Genomic DNA, 17,096 nt, shown 5'->3' with positions numbered 1-17,096 from the left:
ACGGAGTGGGATCGCGCGCATTTCTCAACGCGGCAACAGATCGCTCAGCGCCTCCTCCAGCGTGGGATAGCGGAAGCGGAACCCGGCCGCGCGCAACACATCCGAGGTGGCGTGCCGCCCCGTGAGCCCGAGTGCCGGATCGGTGCGCAGGAAGATCGCACCGATCGTGAGCGCCGCGGCGGGGGTCGGCGGCGACCAGGGGCGGCGCAACCGCCTGCGCAGAGCCGTCATGAGTTCCCGATTGCGGACAGGAAAGTCCGTGGCGGCCACCAGGATTCCCTCCGGCAGCACCACCTCCGAATCCAACCCGAGCGCGGCGCGCACGATGGCGAGCCAATCGTCGAGATGGATCCAGCTGAACCACTGCGTGCCGTCGCCCACACTGCCTCCAAGTCCCGCGCGGGTCAGCGTGGCGAGGGTGCGCAGCGCGGGCGCGTCCGGATCCAGCACGATCGAGGTGCGCAGAATGCTCCGGCGCTCGGCGTTCGCCCCCTCGAGGGCTTCCTCCCACGGCTGCGCCACACCGGTCATCTGCGGCAGACCGGGGACCGGCAGCGGAGTGGTTTCGGTGCAGCGGATTTCACCGGCATCCGCCCAGATCGCGGTGGTGCTCGCTTGCAGCCAGTAGTCCAGCGGCCGATCCAGCGACTCGGACGCCGCGACCAGCGCACGGGTCGAATCGACTCGGCTGCTGCGCAATTCGGCGATATTGCGATCGGTGGGACGGCAGTCGACCAGCTTCCCGGCCAGATTGATCAGCGCGGTGCGCCCCGGGTTCCGCAGCGCCGCAACCCAATCCCCCACTGTCCGCCCGTCCCACTCGTACTGGGTGTACGGCAACGCCGGATCCGCACGGCGGGTCAGGATGCTCACCCGATGCCCCCGGCAGGTCAGATCGGCGGCGATCTTGCGGCCGAGCGCTCCGGTGCCGCCCGCGATCACCGCGGTCAAGGCATCGGGGTCCGGTTCCAGTCCCGCGAGTCGGGCCAGCCGCGCGAAGGCGGTGCGCACATCGGCCTGCAGATTGTCCCCGACCACCCTTCGGAACACCGGAGCCGAGGCCCCGCTGAAGGTGAGCTGCTCGCTCAGTTCGGTGCCACCCGGACGCGGGGTCAGCGTCCAGCGCAGTCGCATGGTTCCCGCGGGCTCGGGCTGCTCGATGCTCAATTCGCGATCGGGCACGAAGGTGGACAGCACGAACGGTTTCGCCATCCGGTCGTGTATCGCCTCGCTCACCCGCCCGCGCGGCAGATAGTCACCGGCGGCGCCGACGGCCGGCGCCCCGCGCAGAGTCACCGAGGTGACGGCGGGATTCCACTCCGGCCACCGAGCCGGATCGCCGAGCACGCTCCAGAGTCGCTGCGGCGGAAGCGCGATGAACTGGGTGTACGTCGCTGTACGAGGCATACGTCGACGCTATCGCCGCAGACGGTCACCGGGAAACGTGGGCTCGGTCGCAGCACCGGCCGGCCGATGGGGGTCTTGCGAACAACCGGACTCGACACCATGCTTAGGGTAGCCTCTGCTCACCGCAAGGTACTTCCGGGCGAAAGTTCTTTCGAGAGGGTGCGATTGTGACGGCGACCAGACGGCAGGTACTGCGGGCGGGTGCGGGATTGGGCGCGGCGCTCCTGCTGGCAGCGTGCGCCAAGGGGAACTCGGCGGGCGGGACGCTGCGGGTCGGGGCGCTGGGCCGGGTGTCGAAACTGGAGCGGGATCCGCACGCCAATCTCCCCAACGACAGCGACTTCCTGATCACGTCGCTGGTCTACGACGCACTGACCGTGCCCGGCAACAATCCGAATGTCGTTCCCCGCCTTGCCTCTTCCTGGGAACCGGACGCGCAGCACACCCGCTGGTCATTCACCCTGGCCGAGGGCGCGCGTTTCCACGACGGCAGCGCGGTGACCGTGGAGGACGTGGTGTGGTCGCTGCGGCGACTGCGCGAGGTCGGCGGCGAGTCCAAGATGCCGGTCTCGAGGCCCGAGGACATCACCGCGGACGGATCCAATCGTATTGTTCTGCAAACGACTTCACCCAACACTCAGATCCCGCTGCTGGTTCGGCTGATGACCTTCACCCTCAAGCAGGGAACCACCGACTTCACCAAGGCCGTCGGCACCGGCCCCTTCACGCTGGAGTCGTACCGGCAGGGCAACGCACGGTTGGTGCGCAATGACCAGTGGTACGGGCCCGCACCGAAATTGGACGCCATCGAGGTGAGCCTGTTCGAGAGCGTCGACGCGCTCTCGAACGCCGCGATCAGCGGACAGATCGACCTGGCGTCCAATGTGGGCGCGATCGCCGGTCGCACCGCCGAGGGTCGCGGTGATCTGCAGGTCGTGCGCCGCCCCAACGATATCGCGCTCGCCCTGGCCATGCGGACCTCCGACGGCCCGTTCGCGGACGCCCGGGTACGCGAGGCCTTGCGCCTGGCGGTGGACCGCGACGCCATGGTGACCCAGGTGTACTCGGGCTACGGCGGTGTCGCCAACGACATTCTCGGCACCGGAGATCCCCTGTACGACAAGTCCATTCCACAGCGCACACGTGATCTGACCCGGGCCCGCACCCTGCTGGCCGACGCCCGGTTCGATACCGGCCGCACCTATCAGCTCTACACCAAGGCCGAGGCTGCCGGCGAAGTCGAGTCGGCCAAGCTGTTCGCCACCCAGGCACGCGAGGCCGGCGTGCAGCTGGAAGTGGTTGTGCAGGAGTCCAATACCTTCTACGACCAGACATGGCTGAAGGCTCCGCTGTACACGGTCAACTGGGGCACCAACGATTCCACCCTGTTCTACGCCGCCAAACTGATGAACTCCGCCAGCAACCGCAACGAAACCGCCTTCCACGACGCGGAATTCGATGCGGCCACCACGGCGTCGCTGGCCGCGCCGACCGACGCGGATCAGGCCGCCGACTCCCGCGCGCTGCAGCGCATCCAGTACGACCGCGGCGGATATCTGGTGTGGGGCATGGGCGACGGCATCGACATCGCCTCCTCCCGGGTGCGTGATCTGCCCACTCTCGGCGGCTTCGGGCGAATGCAGCTGGAACGGACCTGGCTGGCGTGAGACCGTCGAACGGGATCATCGCGTTCGCCGGATTCGCGGTACGACGGCTCGCCCTACTGGTGACGCTGCTGGCGCTGGTGTTCGCCGCCATGAACCTGTTGCCCGGCGATGCCGCCCGCGCGGCGCTGGGCCGTGACGCCGGACCGGAGCAGCTGGCCGCCAAGCGGCACGAACTCGGCCTGGATCGCGCCCTGCCGGTGCGCTTCTGGGAGTGGATATCCGGCGTGGCGACAGGTGATTTCGGCGCCACCGCCAACGGCCGATCGGTGAACGAGTTGCTGGCCACCGCCGCGCCCGCCACCCTGCTCCTGGGTGGAATCGCGTTCGCTCTCACCGTGCTGATCTCGCTGTCGGCGGGAATGTACTGGGCCGCGAAGCCCTCGGGCCTGCTCGCGCGCATCCTGCAACCGGCCACCACCGTCGTGGTCGCCCTGCCCGAATTCGTCCTGGCCGCACTGTTGATCGCGATTTTCGCCCTGGCCACCGGATGGCTGCCCGCCGTGACGGTCGTCGATTCCTCCGGCTATCCGGCGAGCGCCGACATGCTGGTACTCCCGGTCCTGGCGCTCGCGCTGCCACAGATCGGCTGGAACGCCAGGGTGATTCGCGGCGCGCTGGCCGATTCCGCCCGTGCTCCCCATGTCGAGCACGCCCGGCTCGCGGGGCTGGATCCGGCGCGAATCATGCTGCGCCACATCCTGCCCACCGCGCTGCCCACCATCGCCGCTTCCTTCGCCACCACCATCGGCATGCTGCTGGGCGGCGCGCTGGTGGTCGAAACCCTGTTCAACTACCCGGGTCTCGGCGCGCTGCTCGCGGGCTCGGTCTCGCAGCGCGACACCACCGTCGCCGCCGCCGTCACCGCCGTCACCGCCATCGTGATCATGGCGGTCCTGCTCGTCTCGGACGCCGTCCGGGCCTGGTCGGTGCGCGGCACCGGCGCCGGCACCGACCGAGTGCGCTCACGCCGCCGCAACGGTCAGCGAATCGAGGACTTCGCATGACAGCGGTCCACCACCGAGTCCCGGCCACGCCCGCGGAAGCCACGTGAGGACCAGGCGCATGGAACCGCGAGAAACGGCGAGACCGTGGCTACGGGCCTTGCCCGCGGTGCTCGTCGTGCTGCCCGCACTGCTGGGTCCGTGGCTGGCGCGGCGGTCGGTGGACGACTCGGCCGGGAAACCGTTCACCGGGCCTGACCGGAACGCGTGGCTGGGCACGGACCGGCTGGGGCGGGATGTGTTCACGCACATGCTGCACGGCGGGTGGGGATTGATCCTGCTGGCCGCGGTGATCGCGGTGATGGTGACGGGACCGTCGAGTGTGCTCGGATCGGTGGCGGCTCTGCGTCCGCGCGCGGGAGTCCTGATGGAGCGCAGCGCGGACCTGGCGGTCCTGCTGCCGCCGGTGCTCGGGGTGCTGCTGGTGATGCTGTCGTGGCCCGAGTCCGGAGCACTGGGGGTGGTCACGGTGGCTGTGTTGTTCGGAATCCCCTACTGTGCGCGAGTTTTCGCGGCCGCCGCCACCGGCGTGGCAGCCACCGGTTACGTGGAGGCGGCGCGCGTGTGCGGGGAATCCAGCTCGCACATCGTGTTCCGCGAGATGCTGCCGAACATGCGCGAGTTGTGTTGCGCTCAGCTGGGATTGCGCTTCGTGGCGGGAATCTACGTCGCCTCGGCCGCCGCTTTCCTCCAGCTGCCCGGGAGCCTGGGGGCGGCCAACTGGGCGATCATGGTGCGCGAGAACGCCTCCGGCATGCTGCTCAACCCGTGGGCGGTGCTCGCCCCGAGCATCGCCATAGCCGTGGTCGCGGTGGGCGTGAATCTGTCCGCCGCCGCCTTCGGCCGCGCGGCACGAAAGGCTCACCCGTGATCGAACTCTCCGATTTCGCCGTGACCGGGCCCGCCGGCGCCGCACTGCTGACACCGATCTGTCTGCGCGTCCCGCCCGGCGGCATCACCGCGCTCACCGGTCCGTCCGGCGCCGGCAAATCCACGCTGCTGCGCGCCATGCTCGGACACCTGCCCGCGCGCACGGCCGGCACCGGCGCTCTGCGGGTCGGAGATCATCGGCCGCTGGAGCTGAACCCGAAGGCACTGCGTGTCTTTCGCCGCGAGCAGGTCACTTACACCGGCCAGGATCCCGCCGCCGCGCTCAACCCGACCATGCGGGTGCGCGCCCTGCTCACCGAATACGCCACCCTCGACCATGCGGAACAGGCGCTGGCCGCGGTGCAGCTGCCCACCGCCTACCTGCGTCGCCGGCCCACCGAACTCTCCGGCGGTGAGCAGCGCCGGGTCGCACTGGCCCGCGCGCTCGCCCGGCGAACGCCCGTCCTGCTGCTCGATGAACCGTTCGCCGGTCTGCACTCCCGCCTGCGGAACTCCATCTCCGAGCTGCTTCGCGCACACGTCACCGCGCACGGAACCACCCTGCTGCTGTCCGGTCACCATCACGAAGCCCTGCACGACCTCGCCGATGACACCATCGCCCTGCATTCGGCGCGGCCGATCACCATCGACCTCGGCACCTCCGCGGCTCCGAACGAGCGTTCGTCGGCGAACGGAGCTGGGGCGTTCGCGGGCGCGGCGAACCCTTCCCCTCCCGTACCCGACGAGGCCGACCCGCTAGCCCCGATTCACCATCGTCCGACTCCGGACCTGGGATGTTCCACGAATTCCTCCGAGCCCGAGATTCTTTCGGTAGTCGAGCTGCAGGTCGTGCGAGGGAAGCGAGTCGTACTCGACGACATAGAGTTGACGGTGCGGGCGGGGCAGGCGGTGGCGGTGGCCGGGCCGTCCGGAGCCGGAAAGTCCACGCTGGCTCGGGCCGTGGTCGGGTTGCAGAATTCGACGCGCGGTCGCGTGCGCATCGACGGCCGGGTGGGCTTCGTGCCGCAGGACAGTTCCGGTTCGCTCAATCCGCGGCGGACGATCGCCCAGGCGCTGCGGCGCTCGGAGAACGTGGCGCAGGCACTCGCGCGTGTCGAACTGAATCCCGATATGGCACAGCGCTACCCGCACGAACTCTCGGGTGGACAGCGGCAGCGGGTCGCGCTGGCTCGTGCGCTGGCCACCGATCCGGCGCTGCTGGTGTGCGACGAGATCACCTCGGCCCTGGACGACGCGACCGCGGAGTCCATCATGACGCTGCTCGATCGCCTGCGCCGTGAGGAAGGGCTGACCTTGCTGGTGGTGAGCCACGATATGCCGCTCATCGCGCGCTACTGCACCCTCGTGCACGTGCTGGAGTCGGGCCGCATCGTCGAATCCGGTGCGGTGGCAACAGTGTTGGACGACCCCCGGCACGAAGCGACCCTGGCGCTCATCGGATGAGCCCAGGGTGCGCCACGTGGTCGGGAAGGTCGGCGCCGATCGATGCCGATCGAGCGGCGGATTCAGGACGCTGTCAGCGGAATTCGGTGCCGCGCACGCCGTATCGGAAGTAGTGGCCCTTGGAGTCGCACGCGATGGAGGCATTCGGGCCGGTGATGTTCACACAGGTCGCGCCCGCGTAGTTGATCAGGCTGGTGATTTCGCGATCGTAGGGCGCCTGGTTGTCCCAGGGCATGCCCTTGGCGCCGGGTCGCGCGTAGTGCCCGAACAGGCCGAAGGTGGGATGGGCGGGCAGGAAGGCGGCGTCGATGGCCAGGTCCGGGGTCGGGATTCCGTACCAGACCCCCCTGCCATTGAGTTCACAGCCCACATCACCGTTCGGGCGAATCGTGCATCCGCCCATCGCACCGGAGAAATAAACCGTGTCCCCGACCGTGTATTCGGCGGGGTCGACCCAACTGTCCGCGGCGGCAACGCCATTTCCCGCGATCGTCATCGCGACCGAAGCAACTGCCGCACCGAGCAAAGTACGTGCATTCATACCCACGACCCTAGGAAGACATCCGATGATTGGCTATCGGGAACACGCCCCTACTTTCGGTGGCACCACCGCCGGATGAGGCCATCGGCCTACGCTCTCGGTATGACCGATTCGACCCTGCCGCGAGGTATCGGCGCACCGGCGACGCGCGCGCTCGCCGCCGCCGGATACCTGCACCTGACACAGCTCGCCGGTGTGTCCGAGACCGAACTGATGGCCCTGCACGGTGTCGGCCCGAAGGCCATCGGCATCCTGCGCGAGGAGCTCACCGCCCAGGGCCTCGACTTCGCCTGACGCGCGACCTCAGTCGACGTAGGCGCGCTCGAGGATGGCCTCGGTGTCGATCCCGGTCGGCAGCGTGCCGAAGGCGATGCCCCAGTCACCGCCGAAGCGGGTGGCGCAGAACGCGTCCGCGACGGCTGTGTTGCCGTGCCGCACCAGTTGCGTGCCCTGCAGGGTCAGCGCCATGAGTTCGACCACGCGGCGGGCCCGGTATTCGATATCGCTCAGATCGGTGAGCTCCTTGCCGATCCGGTCGATGGCGGTGTCCAGATGCGGGTTCGCGCCACGCGCGGTGGAGATCTCGTCGAAGAAGGCCTCGACGCTCTCGGGTTGACGGGCCATGGCGCGCAACGCGTCCAGCGCCGCGACATTGCCCGAGCCCTCCCAGATCGACATGAGCGGAGCCTCGCGGTACAGCCGCGGCATTCCCGATTCCTCGACATACCCGTTGCCGCCCAAGCATTCCAGGGCTTCGGCGGCATGCGACGGCGCGCGCTTGCACACCCAGTACTTGGTGACGGCCAGCGCGATCCGGCGCAGCGCGGCCTCCGCCGGATCGGTGGCGGCGCGGTCGGTGGCTCCGGCCAGCCGCATCATGACGGTGGTGGCGGCCTCGGACTCGACCACCAGGTCGGCCAGCACATTGCGCATGGCCGGCTGGTCGATCAGGTTGGCCCCGAACGCCTTTCGATGCCGCGCGTGATGCACCGCGTGCACCACCCCGGCGCGCATGCCGGTGGCCGAGCCGATCACGCAGTCGAGCCGGGTCATATTGACCATCTCGATGATGGTCTTCACGCCCGCGCCCTCCGCGCCGACCAGCCAGCCGACCGCGTTCTCGTACTCGATCTCCGAGGAGGCGTTGGACTTGTTGCCCAGCTTGTCCTTGAGGCGTTGCAGCCGAAGGGTATTGCGGGTGCCGTCCGGCAGCACGCGCGGCAGCAGGAAGCACGACAGCCCGCCGGGGGCCTGCGCCAGGGTGAGGAACATGTCCGACATGGGCGCGGAGGTGAACCACTTGTGCCCGACGATGCGGTAGGTGCCGTCGGATTGCGGTGTGGCGGTGGTGGTGTTGGCCCGCACGTCCGAGCCGCCCTGCTTCTCGGTCATTGACATACCCGCGATGAGACCGGCCTTGCTCGACGGTTCACGCAGCCCGTAGTCGTATTCACGTGAGGCCAGCAGCGGTTCGAATCGCGCGGCCAGCTCGCGATTGTGGCGCAGCGCGGGCACCACCGCGTAGGTCATGGAGATCGGGCACATGTGCCCGGCGTCGGAGATGCCCCAGGTGTAGAACTTCGCGGCGCGGGCGGTGTGCGCGCCGGGCCGGTCCTCCTGCCACGGGCTGCCGTGCAGGCCGTGCGCCACAGCGACTTTCATGAGCTCGTGCCAGTACGGGTGGAACTCGACCTCGTCCACCCGATTGCCGTAGCGGTCGTGCGTGTGCAGCACCGGCGGGTTCTCGTTGGCGACCCGGCCCCATTCCTGCGCCCGGACGCCGCCCGCGAGTGCGCCGAGTTCGCGCACCTCGGCCTCGGCCCAGCCCGCGCCCTCCCGGTGCAGTCCCTCGATCAGCGCGGGATTGCGGGAGTTGTCGAACGGAAACAGGTCCGGCACCTGATTGAAGACTTCGTGGGTGGGCATCTGTGGACTCCTGATCTTCTTGGCAGGCAGCGCATCCGAGCGCGGCTAGGACTGAGGAATACCGAGCGCGCGCAGCGCGAACGCGACGAGTTCGGGCACGACCGACTCACTCTCCAATTGCTCGGCGAGCGGACCGACCAGCACCTCACCGATCGCGCCGACGAGCGCGGTGGCACTGGTACGCGGATCCTGTGGCGGCAGTTGACCATCGGCGACACCGGCGGCAACGGCGGATTCGAAGGTTTCGGCGAAGGCCCGGCGGAACCGCAGCCGTTCGGCGTCGACGGCGGCATCGACCGGTTCGGCCAGCAGGACGTAGGCCAGCTTCGGGTTCTTGAGCGCACGGCCCGCGAAGGTCTCCACGGCGGCCGTCACGCGATCGCGGGCCAGGGGGACGGCTGCCGGCTCGACCGCGGCCTCCCCGCCGGTCGCGGTCGCGCTGCCCGCCGAGGTCGCGCTGCCCGCCGCGGCGACGGCCGCGACCTCACGGGTGACCACCTCGCGGAAGACGGCGGTCACCAGTTCGGCCTTGCCGCTGAAGCTCTTGTAGACCGTGCCGGTGGCGACGCCCGCCTCGGCGGCGACGGCCGCGACGGACAGGCCCGAGAACCCCTCACGGGAGAGCACGGTCATGGCGGCCCGCACGATCGAGCCCGCCTGGGCGTCGAGGCGGGCCTGGACAGCGGGGGTTCTGCGGTAGGCCACCAAAGAAGTGAACCATTGATTCATTTCTTGACGCAAGGGGTGATTTACGGCGTATGGTCGAACCTCGTGAGCGTACGAATCGAACGCAACGGCCCCGTCACGACCGTTATCCTGCACCGTCCGGAGGCCCGCAACGCGGTCGACGGACCCACCGCCGACGCCCTCGCCGACGCCTTCCGGGAGTTCGACGCCGACCCCGACGCATCGGTCGCGGTGCTCTGGGGCGACGGCGGCACCTTCTGCGCCGGAGCCGACCTCAAGGGGCTCGGCACCGAACGGTCGAACAAGGTCACCGAGGACGGCGACGGGCCGATGGGGCCCACCCGCATGCAATTGTCCAAACCGGTCATCGCGGCGGTCTCCGGCTACGCGGTCGCCGGCGGTCTCGAACTCGCCCTGTGGTGCGATCTGCGAATCGCGGAGCAGGACAGCACCTTCGGCGTCTTCTGCCGCCGCTGGGGCGTGCCGCTCATCGACGGCGGCACGGTGCGGCTGCCCCGCATCATCGGCACCGGCCGGGCCATGGATCTGATTCTCACCGGCCGCGAGGTGGGCGCGCCCGAGGCGCTGCAGATCGGCCTGGTCACCCAGGTGGTGCCGCCGGGTGAATCCCGCCGCGCCGCCGAGGAACTCGCGCTGCGACTCTCGACGCTGCCGCAGACGTGCCTGCGCTCGGACCGGATGTCCGTGCTGGAGCAGGACGGTCTCGAAGAAGGCCCGGCCATCGCCAACGAACTTCAGCACGGGATGAAAGCGCTGATGGGTGGAGCACTGGACGGGGCACAGCGCTTCGCGTCCGGCGAGGGCAGGCACGGTAAACCCACCTGATCGGCGGGCCTCTCGGCCGTCCTGGAGGCGGGACGACAGTGGCGCGGATCCACCTTCGTGCCACCGACCAGCCGCAGACGCCGCTCGGCCAAGACGGCGTTCGGTTCGAGCGGATACACCGCAGACCCAGTCGGATCCAGCGGTATTCGGCTCGAGCAGGCAGTCCGCAGACCCGGCCGGACCCAGCGGCATTCAGCTCGAGCAGACAGTCCGCAGACCCGGCCGGACCCAGCGGTGGCCGGGGCGAACAGGCACTCCGCGCGACTCCGTGCCGCGCTCGGCGTGACTGCGTCGGCGGCGGTATTGCGTCGGCGTAGGCGTGTCATGGGACCGATCGGTACGCTTGTCGTCCGATGGATCGACTGAGCGTGGTGGACGAGATCTTCCTGCGGGCGCACCGGGGTATGGGTACCCCGATCGCCCTGCAGGGACTCTGGCGTACCAGCGATCGAGTGGATCACGCGCTCCTGCACCGGGTGCACGAGGCCCTGCGCACCGGGCCACTCGGACGCCGGGTGAGCCGATCGCGCGTTCCCGGCGCACGGCCGCGCTGGACCGTCAATACGCAGGCGCATCCGCTCGACCTGAACGAGCAGCCCATTTCGGCTGCGGCACTGCTGGATTGGGCCGACCGCCGCGGATTCGATCTGGATCCCGAACGCGGTCCCGGCTGGCGACTCTCGGCGGCCGCGGTCGACGACGGCGGGTCGGTGCTGGCGCTCACCAGCTCGCACGCCCTCGCGGACGGCAGAGCCCTCACCCTCGCGGTCGACCACGCCCTCGAGGGCACCCCGCTCGCGGCTCCGATTGCGGGCCACTCGGATTGGGCCGATGCCCGGCAGATGTGGGGCACCGTCCTGGGCGGCACCGCGCGGGCCCTGCGGCGCGGCCTGCCCCGGCGACCGGAGCCGAGTCCGGATCGCACCGCCCCGGCCGCCGCCACGGCGGCCAACAGCGCGATATTGCGAATCCCGGCCCGAGAGTGGAATCGCGCGGCGGTGGCGCACGACGGCACCGCCAACAGCCTGTTCGTGTACGTCGTGGCACAGATGCTGTGGCACAGCGGATTTCGCGCCGAGTCCCTCGACGCCAGCCTGCCGGTCGACACTCGTGACGAACCCCGGGTGGACAACGACATGGCCATGACCGAGATCGCCATCACCCGCCAGGACACCCCCGCCACCATCCGCCGCAAGGCCCGTACAGCCTACGAGCATCGGATGACCAGCCCCGGCGGCATTCCCGAGGAGATCCTGCAGGTGGTCCCGGAGCGCTGGGCGCACGCACTCGCCAAGGGCGCGGGCGAGCGAGACATCCTGTGCTCCAATATCGGAACGCTGCCCGACTCGCTGCTCTCGCTCGGTGCGCACACCTGCACCGGCGTCGCCGCGCGGGCCATCCACCCCGGCTTGGACACCGCACGACTGCCCCGCACCCGGCTCTCGGGCTACCTCACCCGCATCGCCGACACGTACACGCTCTCACTGGTGTCGCTCGACCCGGACGCCATACCCACCGCGGAAGCGCTGACCGCTTCGGCGCACAGAACACTCGACGCACTGGGGCTACCCGCCACCGAGTGGTGAGACGCCGCGCGCCGCATTCCGACCCGCCGCTCTATTCGAGCAACGGGCCGGAGTGGGCCGCCCGAAGGACCCGCCTTCGTGAGGCCCTGAGGCGGGATCCGGCTCAGCCGATCACCTCGGCGCACTCGGCGAACCGCGCCCGAACATGCTCGGGGACTTCGATTCCCGGCTCCACGTCATCGGAGGTGAGAGGCGCGTCGAAGACCTGACGAATGGGCAGCGTCCCGGCCCACACGCCGCCGTTCTCGATATCGGAGGCGTCGTCACGGGGACCGCCGGTCCGGCATTTCACGGACGCCTCGGTGAGATCCAGGGCCAGCACCAGGGTCGCGGCCATTTCCTTCTTGCTCGGTGAACGCACCGCGTCCCACGCGCCGGGAGCCGCGTGCTCGACGATGATCCGCAGCGCCCGTATGCGCTCCTGGGGGTCCGTAACCTCGTGCGGCCGAGCGTGAATCACGGCCGAGCGATAGTTCATCGAGAAGTGCATGGCCGAGCGGGCGTAGATCACTCCGTCGACCAGGGTCACCGCCACCGATACGTCCCCGGTCATCGCGGCGCGCAGATTGCCCGCCCCCGTGGAACCGTGCAGATACAGCGTGTCCCCGTCCCGCCCGTAAATCGTGGGAATGACGACCGGCTTGCCCCCGAGCACAACTCCCAGGTGGCAGAGCAGTCCGGCATCGAGCACCGCGTCCAGATCGGCGCGATCGGTCGCTCCACGCTCCTTCGAGCGCTTGAGGGTGCTCTGCGGCGTCGGTGACAATGGGGCCCGAGTCGAAGCGGTCATACGACCAGCATCGCGCGAGGAATGGCATTCCTGAATAGCCAATTCCTCGCAAGATCGACAGACCACTCGGGGGACCACACCGTGCCGTTCACACTCGCCCACCCGGCCGTGACGCTGCCGCTACGCCGCCGACTCTGGTTCCCAGGGCTGGTCGCGGGCAGCGTAGCCCCCGATGTGGGCTACTACGTCGCCTTCGCCCCCGACGGCACACACTCCCTGCTCGGACTCCCCGCCACCCTCATGATCGCCGCGGGCCTACTGCCGATCGCCGTCCTGGCCCAGCGACCACTGCTGGCCCTGCTCGGCCGAACCGCCGCCACACTCCCCCGGCCCGACCCCGTGCGACTGGCGCTCGCACTACTCGTCGGCATCCTGACCCACCTGGCCTGGGATTCCTTCACTCAGACAGACGGTTTCGCGGTCCAGCACTGGGAAGCGCTGCGGCACTCGGTAATCGGTCCCCACCGGGTCTACAACGTCACCGGCCACCTCTCCTCCGCCATCGGCCTGCTGATCCTCGCCCGGTACAGCCATCGCTGGTACCGCACGGCCCAACCCACTCCCCCGATCCGAGGGCGCACATGGATCCTGACGGGACTCGCGGTGGCCGCCGTGATCGGCGCACTCCTGGCAGCATTCGACCCGGTGATCCGAATCAGCCTCTACGACTGCATCCGCCACCTCCTGATCAGCGCACTGCGCTGCACCACAATCGCTTTCGCGCTGTACTCGGCCCTGTATCTGCTGATCCCCGGCCGGCGCCGCGATCGAACGCCCGCATGACATGGCGTCGACCGGCTGTTAGCGTCTGCACCAGGGGTCGAAGACGTTGCGATGCAATGGCTTGTCGATATGTCGGTGGGGGAATTGTGATGATCAGAATGGCCGCGCTCGCCGTGAGCACGGCGGCTTTGCTCACCGTGGGTGCGGGGATATCGGAGGCCGCGCCGGTCGGCATCACGGTGCTGCCGCGCCCGATGGGTCAATTGCCGGTCGGCACAACGACTCTCCATCTGGTCGACGGTCAGCGTGCCGACCCGTTCCGGCCGGATCTGGCCCGCGAGATCATGGTGTCGGTCTTCTATCCGGCGACCGATATCGACCGCTATCCACGCGCCCGCTACCTCTCGTCCCACCTGGTCCCCGATCTGGAGCGGCGGGTCGGCGTCCCGCTGCCGGGAGTGTTCACCAACTCGTACGCCGATGCTCCCGCCCTCGCGGGTACGTATCCGGTGATCCTGTATTCGCCGGGGGCGGGCGTCTCACGGCTGCTTGGCACCGGCCTGGCCGAGGATCTCGCGAGCCGCGGATACGTCGTGGTCACCATGGATCCCACCTACGAGAGCCAGGCGGTCGAGTTCCCCAGCGGACGGCTGGTGCCGCACGCGGACGCGCCCGAGGGGTTCACTCCCGCGCTGCGACAGCAGTACATCGATACCCGGATACTCGACACCGGTCTCGTGCTCGAGTCGTTGACCACGCTGGCGCGGGGGGAGAATCCGGACGCCGAACGCCGTGCACTGCCCGCCGGGCTCGACACCGTGCTCGATCTCGCGCGCATCGGCACGGTCGGGCATTCTTCCGGTGGTGAGGTGGCGGTCGAGTCCATGCACGGGGACCCGCGCATCGCCGCCGCCGTCGACCTGGACGGACAACTCGGCGTGGACGAGAACTTCGGGCGCGCGGTCACCGAGGGCGAGGACCGGCCGGTGCTGGTGATGACGAGCCGGCAGATCGAGGAGGTCGGCGACGCCAACCCGTCGCTCGACGCGTACTGGCAACGGGCCACCGGCTGGAAACGCCAAGTGACGATGCGGGATTCGGCCCACTACGACTTCACCGACATGCCCTTGCTCACGCCGGGCATCGCCCGATCAGCCGCCGCGCGGTACATCGGCCCGATCGCCGCGGGGCGTGGTGCGCACCTGGTGCGCACCTACGTGGCGGCCATGTTCGACAAATTCCTGCGTGGTCGCACGGACACCGTTCTCGAACAGCCACCCACCGAACCTGAGATCACGATCCTGCGCTGAGCTCGGATCGACTTGGGGGGTGGTTCGGACAGATCCGCTCCGAGACTGTTGCGACCGCCACGCCGGCTCCGGCGAATCACAGAGCTCGCGATCGTTGCGGCGATTCGGATTCCTGCGAGTGGCATGCTGGGGTGGTCTGTTCTCCGAGCGATCGAAGGGCCAATTCTGTGGGTGAGGTCGTGCGGGGTGCCGGGATGGGACGGTCCGGAGGGGGTCGCCGGGGTGGGTCGTCTGTCGTGGCCGAGGATCTGCCGTTGAGCGTTGATCGCGGGGCGGTGACGCCGCTGGCGGTGCAGGTGGCCGATGGGCTGCGTGGGGCGGCCACCGCGGGGGCGCTGCGGAGCGGGGATCGGTTGCCCTCGTCGCGGGACCTGGCGAACCGGCTGGGGGTGAGCCGTACCGTGATCACCGCGGCATACGACCAATTGCATGCCGAGGGGTGGCTGACGGGGCGGCATGGTTCGGGGACGTATTTGACCGCCGCGCCGCCGCCGGTGGCGGCTCGCGCGGATGGGCGGGACCGCGCGGATCCGCTGGCGGGGATGATGGATCTGGGGGCGGGGGCGCCGTCGATCGAGAACCTGGACGAGGCCGCGTGGCGGCGGGCGTGGCGGGCCGCGTCGGATCGAATTCCGCTGGTGCGCAAGGATCGAGCCGGGGTCGCGGAGTATCGCGAGGCGGTCGCGGAACATCTGCTGCGGCATCGAGGCCTGGGACCGGGGAGCGGCACCGTCGTATTGGCCACGGCCGGAACCAGTTCCGCGGTGGGCGAGCTCGCGGGAGCGCTGCTGCGTCCGGGTGATCTCGTCGCGATCGAGGATCCCGGATACTCCCGCGCGGCGGGCGCGTTCCGGGCCGCCGGGATGAAGTTGGTTCCGGTTCCGGTGGATGCGGACGGGCTGCGGGTGGACCTGCTTCCCGAGGACGTGAAGGCCGTGTATTGCACTCCCGCGCACCAGTTTCCGCTGGGTGCTCGAATGCCCGCCGCCCGGCGTATCGAGCTTGTCGAATTCGCCCGTCGCACCCGAGCTTTCATCATAGAAGACGACTACGACGGCGAATTGCGCTACGACACAGCACCTTTGCCGTTGCTTGCGACCCTCGCCCCCGATCTGGTGGTGCACCTGGGCACCACCAGCAAGATCCTGTCCCCCACGCTCGGCGTCGGCTGGCTGGTCGCGACCCCCGCGGTCACGGACGCCGTGCTCGAATATCGCGATCTCACCGGAACCTCTCCGGCGCCCGCCGGTCAGCAGGTGGTCGCCGAACTGGCCCGGCACGGCGATCTGGCGCGGCATCTGCGCCGCCTGCGCCGGGACATGCCGGTTCGGCGGGCGCTGGTCGTCGAGGAGTTGCGCGGTCACGGCCTCCAGGTGGTCGGCGATGACGCCGGTTCGCACGTGCTGGTCCCGCTGCCCACCGCGTCAGCCGAGGACTCGGCCGTGTCCGCGGCCCGCGGCCAGGGTGTCGCCCTGGATGGACTGTCCCGTCACTACATCGGCGAGCGCCACACCTACGGGATCTCGCTCGGCTACGCCGCCCTGCCCAGCCACCTGCTTCCGACCGCCGTCCGCATCGCGGCGCACTGCTTGTCCGAAGCGCAGCGGTCCGGTCTTGCCGGGGCTGAATCCCCCGGTCCCACCGGAGCTGAATCCCCCGGTCCCACCGAGGCTGAATCCGCCGTTCGCACCAAGGCAGCATCATCCGGCCACACCAGGGCAGCATCCCGCAAAGCCGCGGACGCGACTTGACCCCCACCCGCGAGGCGCCGAAGGCGACCTGACACCCACCCACGCGGACGCGACAGGTCCGGCCCGACCTGCGAGGTGGCAGCGCGGTTCGCCGGACACTCGACCAGCCGGTCGTAGCATGGTCCGCGTGAGGCAGGACGGGCCACTTCGGCTCGCTTCCGACAAACAGAGCGGAGACCCCATGAGCGAACAGGACATCCTCGGGCGCATCAAGAGCCTGGTGGACCGGGAGCACGAACTCCGGTCCAAGACCACCAGCGGCGAGCTCGACCCCGAGACCGAGCGTCGCCAGCTGGCCGACCTCGAGGTCCAGCTGGATCAGTGCTGGGATCTGCTGCGTCAGCGCCGCGCGCGCATCGATCAGGGCCGCAGCCCCGACGAGGCCCAGCCCAACACGGCCCATCAGGTCGAGGGCTACCTGCAGTAACCGGTTCGCCGTCAGTCCACCGGGAATTTCGTCCTCCCGGTGGGACGGCGGTCACCGCTACCCTTTGTAGATGGTGGCCACGACCCGCGCTCCGCACCCG

The 17,096-nt window shown here is 69.3% G+C and carries 16 protein-coding genes; 11 read left to right on the top strand and 5 right to left on the bottom strand.

The genetic code is table 11. From position 1 onward, the window contains the following. Nucleotides 1-24 precede the first annotated feature (24 nt). On the bottom strand, nt 25-1,407 hold the full coding sequence (locus tag NJ1_RS34820; protein ID WP_067703614.1) for a DUF1731 domain-containing protein: 1,383 nt from the start codon (nt 1,405-1,407) through the stop codon (nt 25-27). Nucleotides 1,408-1,574: 167 nt separating this feature from the next. On the opposite strand from NJ1_RS34820, the gene NJ1_RS34815 reads away from it, so the two are divergent. Genes NJ1_RS34815 through NJ1_RS34800 form a run of 4 tightly spaced genes read left to right on the top strand, consistent with a single transcriptional unit; the run spans nt 1,575 to nt 6,409 of the window. Then, nucleotides 1,575-3,074, top strand: coding sequence for an ABC transporter substrate-binding protein (locus NJ1_RS34815; protein ID WP_067703611.1), 1,500 nt, complete (start codon nt 1,575-1,577; stop codon nt 3,072-3,074). Then, nucleotides 3,071-4,078, top strand: coding sequence for an ABC transporter permease (locus tag NJ1_RS34810; RefSeq protein ID WP_067703609.1), 1,008 nt, complete (start codon nt 3,071-3,073; stop codon nt 4,076-4,078). The genes NJ1_RS34815 and NJ1_RS34810 overlap by 4 nt, the downstream gene beginning before the upstream one ends. Nucleotides 4,079-4,136: 58 nt before the next feature. Further along, complete coding sequence (locus tag NJ1_RS34805; protein ID WP_067703607.1) at nt 4,137-4,946, top strand: ABC transporter permease; 810 nt, start codon at nt 4,137-4,139, stop codon at nt 4,944-4,946. Beyond that, nucleotides 4,943-6,409 carry an ABC transporter ATP-binding protein gene (locus NJ1_RS34800; protein ID WP_067703604.1) on the top strand — a complete coding sequence of 489 codons (1,467 nt, stop codon included), beginning with the start codon at nt 4,943-4,945 and terminating at the stop codon, nt 6,407-6,409. The genes NJ1_RS34805 and NJ1_RS34800 overlap by 4 nt, the downstream gene beginning before the upstream one ends. A gap of 73 nt (nt 6,410-6,482) precedes the next feature. On the opposite strand, the gene NJ1_RS34795 is transcribed toward NJ1_RS34800, so the two are convergent. Further along, nucleotides 6,483-6,950: a hypothetical protein gene (locus NJ1_RS34795; protein ID WP_157574526.1), complete on the bottom strand. Its 468-nt coding sequence runs from the start codon at nt 6,948-6,950 to the stop codon at nt 6,483-6,485. A 102-nt stretch (nt 6,951-7,052) separates the two neighbouring features. Between NJ1_RS34795 and NJ1_RS34790 the strand changes: the two genes are divergently transcribed. Further along, on the top strand, nt 7,053-7,244 hold the full coding sequence (locus NJ1_RS34790; RefSeq protein WP_067703598.1) for a helix-hairpin-helix domain-containing protein: 192 nt from the start codon (nt 7,053-7,055) through the stop codon (nt 7,242-7,244). 9 nt (nt 7,245-7,253) lie between these two features. Here the strand turns inward: NJ1_RS34790 and NJ1_RS34785 are convergent, their stop codons facing one another. Next, nucleotides 7,254-8,876: an acyl-CoA dehydrogenase family protein gene (locus NJ1_RS34785; RefSeq protein ID WP_067703594.1), complete on the bottom strand. Its 1,623-nt coding sequence runs from the start codon at nt 8,874-8,876 to the stop codon at nt 7,254-7,256. Nucleotides 8,877-8,921: 45 nt separating this feature from the next. Continuing rightward, nucleotides 8,922-9,581, bottom strand: coding sequence for a TetR/AcrR family transcriptional regulator (locus NJ1_RS34780; RefSeq protein ID WP_067703644.1), 660 nt, complete (start codon nt 9,579-9,581; stop codon nt 8,922-8,924). 66 nt (nt 9,582-9,647) lie between these two features. On the opposite strand from NJ1_RS34780, the gene NJ1_RS34775 reads away from it, so the two are divergent. Both NJ1_RS34775 and NJ1_RS34770 read left to right on the top strand, forming a co-directional pair. Beyond that, a complete protein-coding gene (locus NJ1_RS34775; protein WP_067703591.1) occupies nt 9,648-10,409 on the top strand; it encodes a crotonase/enoyl-CoA hydratase family protein in 762 nt (253 codons plus the stop codon). Between the two features lie 353 nt (nt 10,410-10,762). Further along, nucleotides 10,763-11,995: a hypothetical protein gene (locus NJ1_RS34770; protein ID WP_067703589.1), complete on the top strand. Its 1,233-nt coding sequence runs from the start codon at nt 10,763-10,765 to the stop codon at nt 11,993-11,995. Nucleotides 11,996-12,098: 103 nt separating this feature from the next. On the opposite strand, the gene NJ1_RS34765 is transcribed toward NJ1_RS34770, so the two are convergent. Next, nucleotides 12,099-12,785, bottom strand: coding sequence for a pyridoxamine 5'-phosphate oxidase family protein (locus tag NJ1_RS34765; protein WP_067703586.1), 687 nt, complete (start codon nt 12,783-12,785; stop codon nt 12,099-12,101). Between the two features lie 81 nt (nt 12,786-12,866). Between NJ1_RS34765 and NJ1_RS34760 the strand changes: the two genes are divergently transcribed. From NJ1_RS34760 to NJ1_RS34745, 4 genes are all read left to right on the top strand, one after another. After that, nucleotides 12,867-13,568: a DUF4184 family protein gene (locus NJ1_RS34760; RefSeq protein ID WP_067703583.1), complete on the top strand. Its 702-nt coding sequence runs from the start codon at nt 12,867-12,869 to the stop codon at nt 13,566-13,568. 89 nt (nt 13,569-13,657) lie between these two features. Beyond that, nucleotides 13,658-14,818, top strand: a complete 1,161-nt coding sequence (locus NJ1_RS34755) for an alpha/beta hydrolase family protein (RefSeq protein WP_169813242.1) — start codon at nt 13,658-13,660, stop codon at nt 14,816-14,818. A 254-nt stretch (nt 14,819-15,072) separates the two neighbouring features. Then, nucleotides 15,073-16,569, top strand: a complete 1,497-nt coding sequence (pdxR, locus tag NJ1_RS34750) for a MocR-like pyridoxine biosynthesis transcription factor PdxR (protein ID WP_245717713.1) — start codon at nt 15,073-15,075, stop codon at nt 16,567-16,569. Between the two features lie 181 nt (nt 16,570-16,750). Then, nucleotides 16,751-16,996 (top strand): DUF2630 family protein, encoded by a 246-nt coding sequence (locus NJ1_RS34745; RefSeq protein ID WP_067703577.1) that lies wholly within the window; start codon nt 16,751-16,753, stop codon nt 16,994-16,996. Nucleotides 16,997-17,096: the final 100 nt, after the last annotated feature.

The organism is Nocardia jejuensis NBRC 103114 (assembly GCF_001613145.1).
In the GTDB taxonomy this organism is placed as follows: domain Bacteria; phylum Actinomycetota; class Actinomycetes; order Mycobacteriales; family Mycobacteriaceae; genus Nocardia; species Nocardia jejuensis.
Note: the sequence above shows the minus strand (reverse complement) of the source record. Positions and strands in the feature narration are given on the sequence as shown.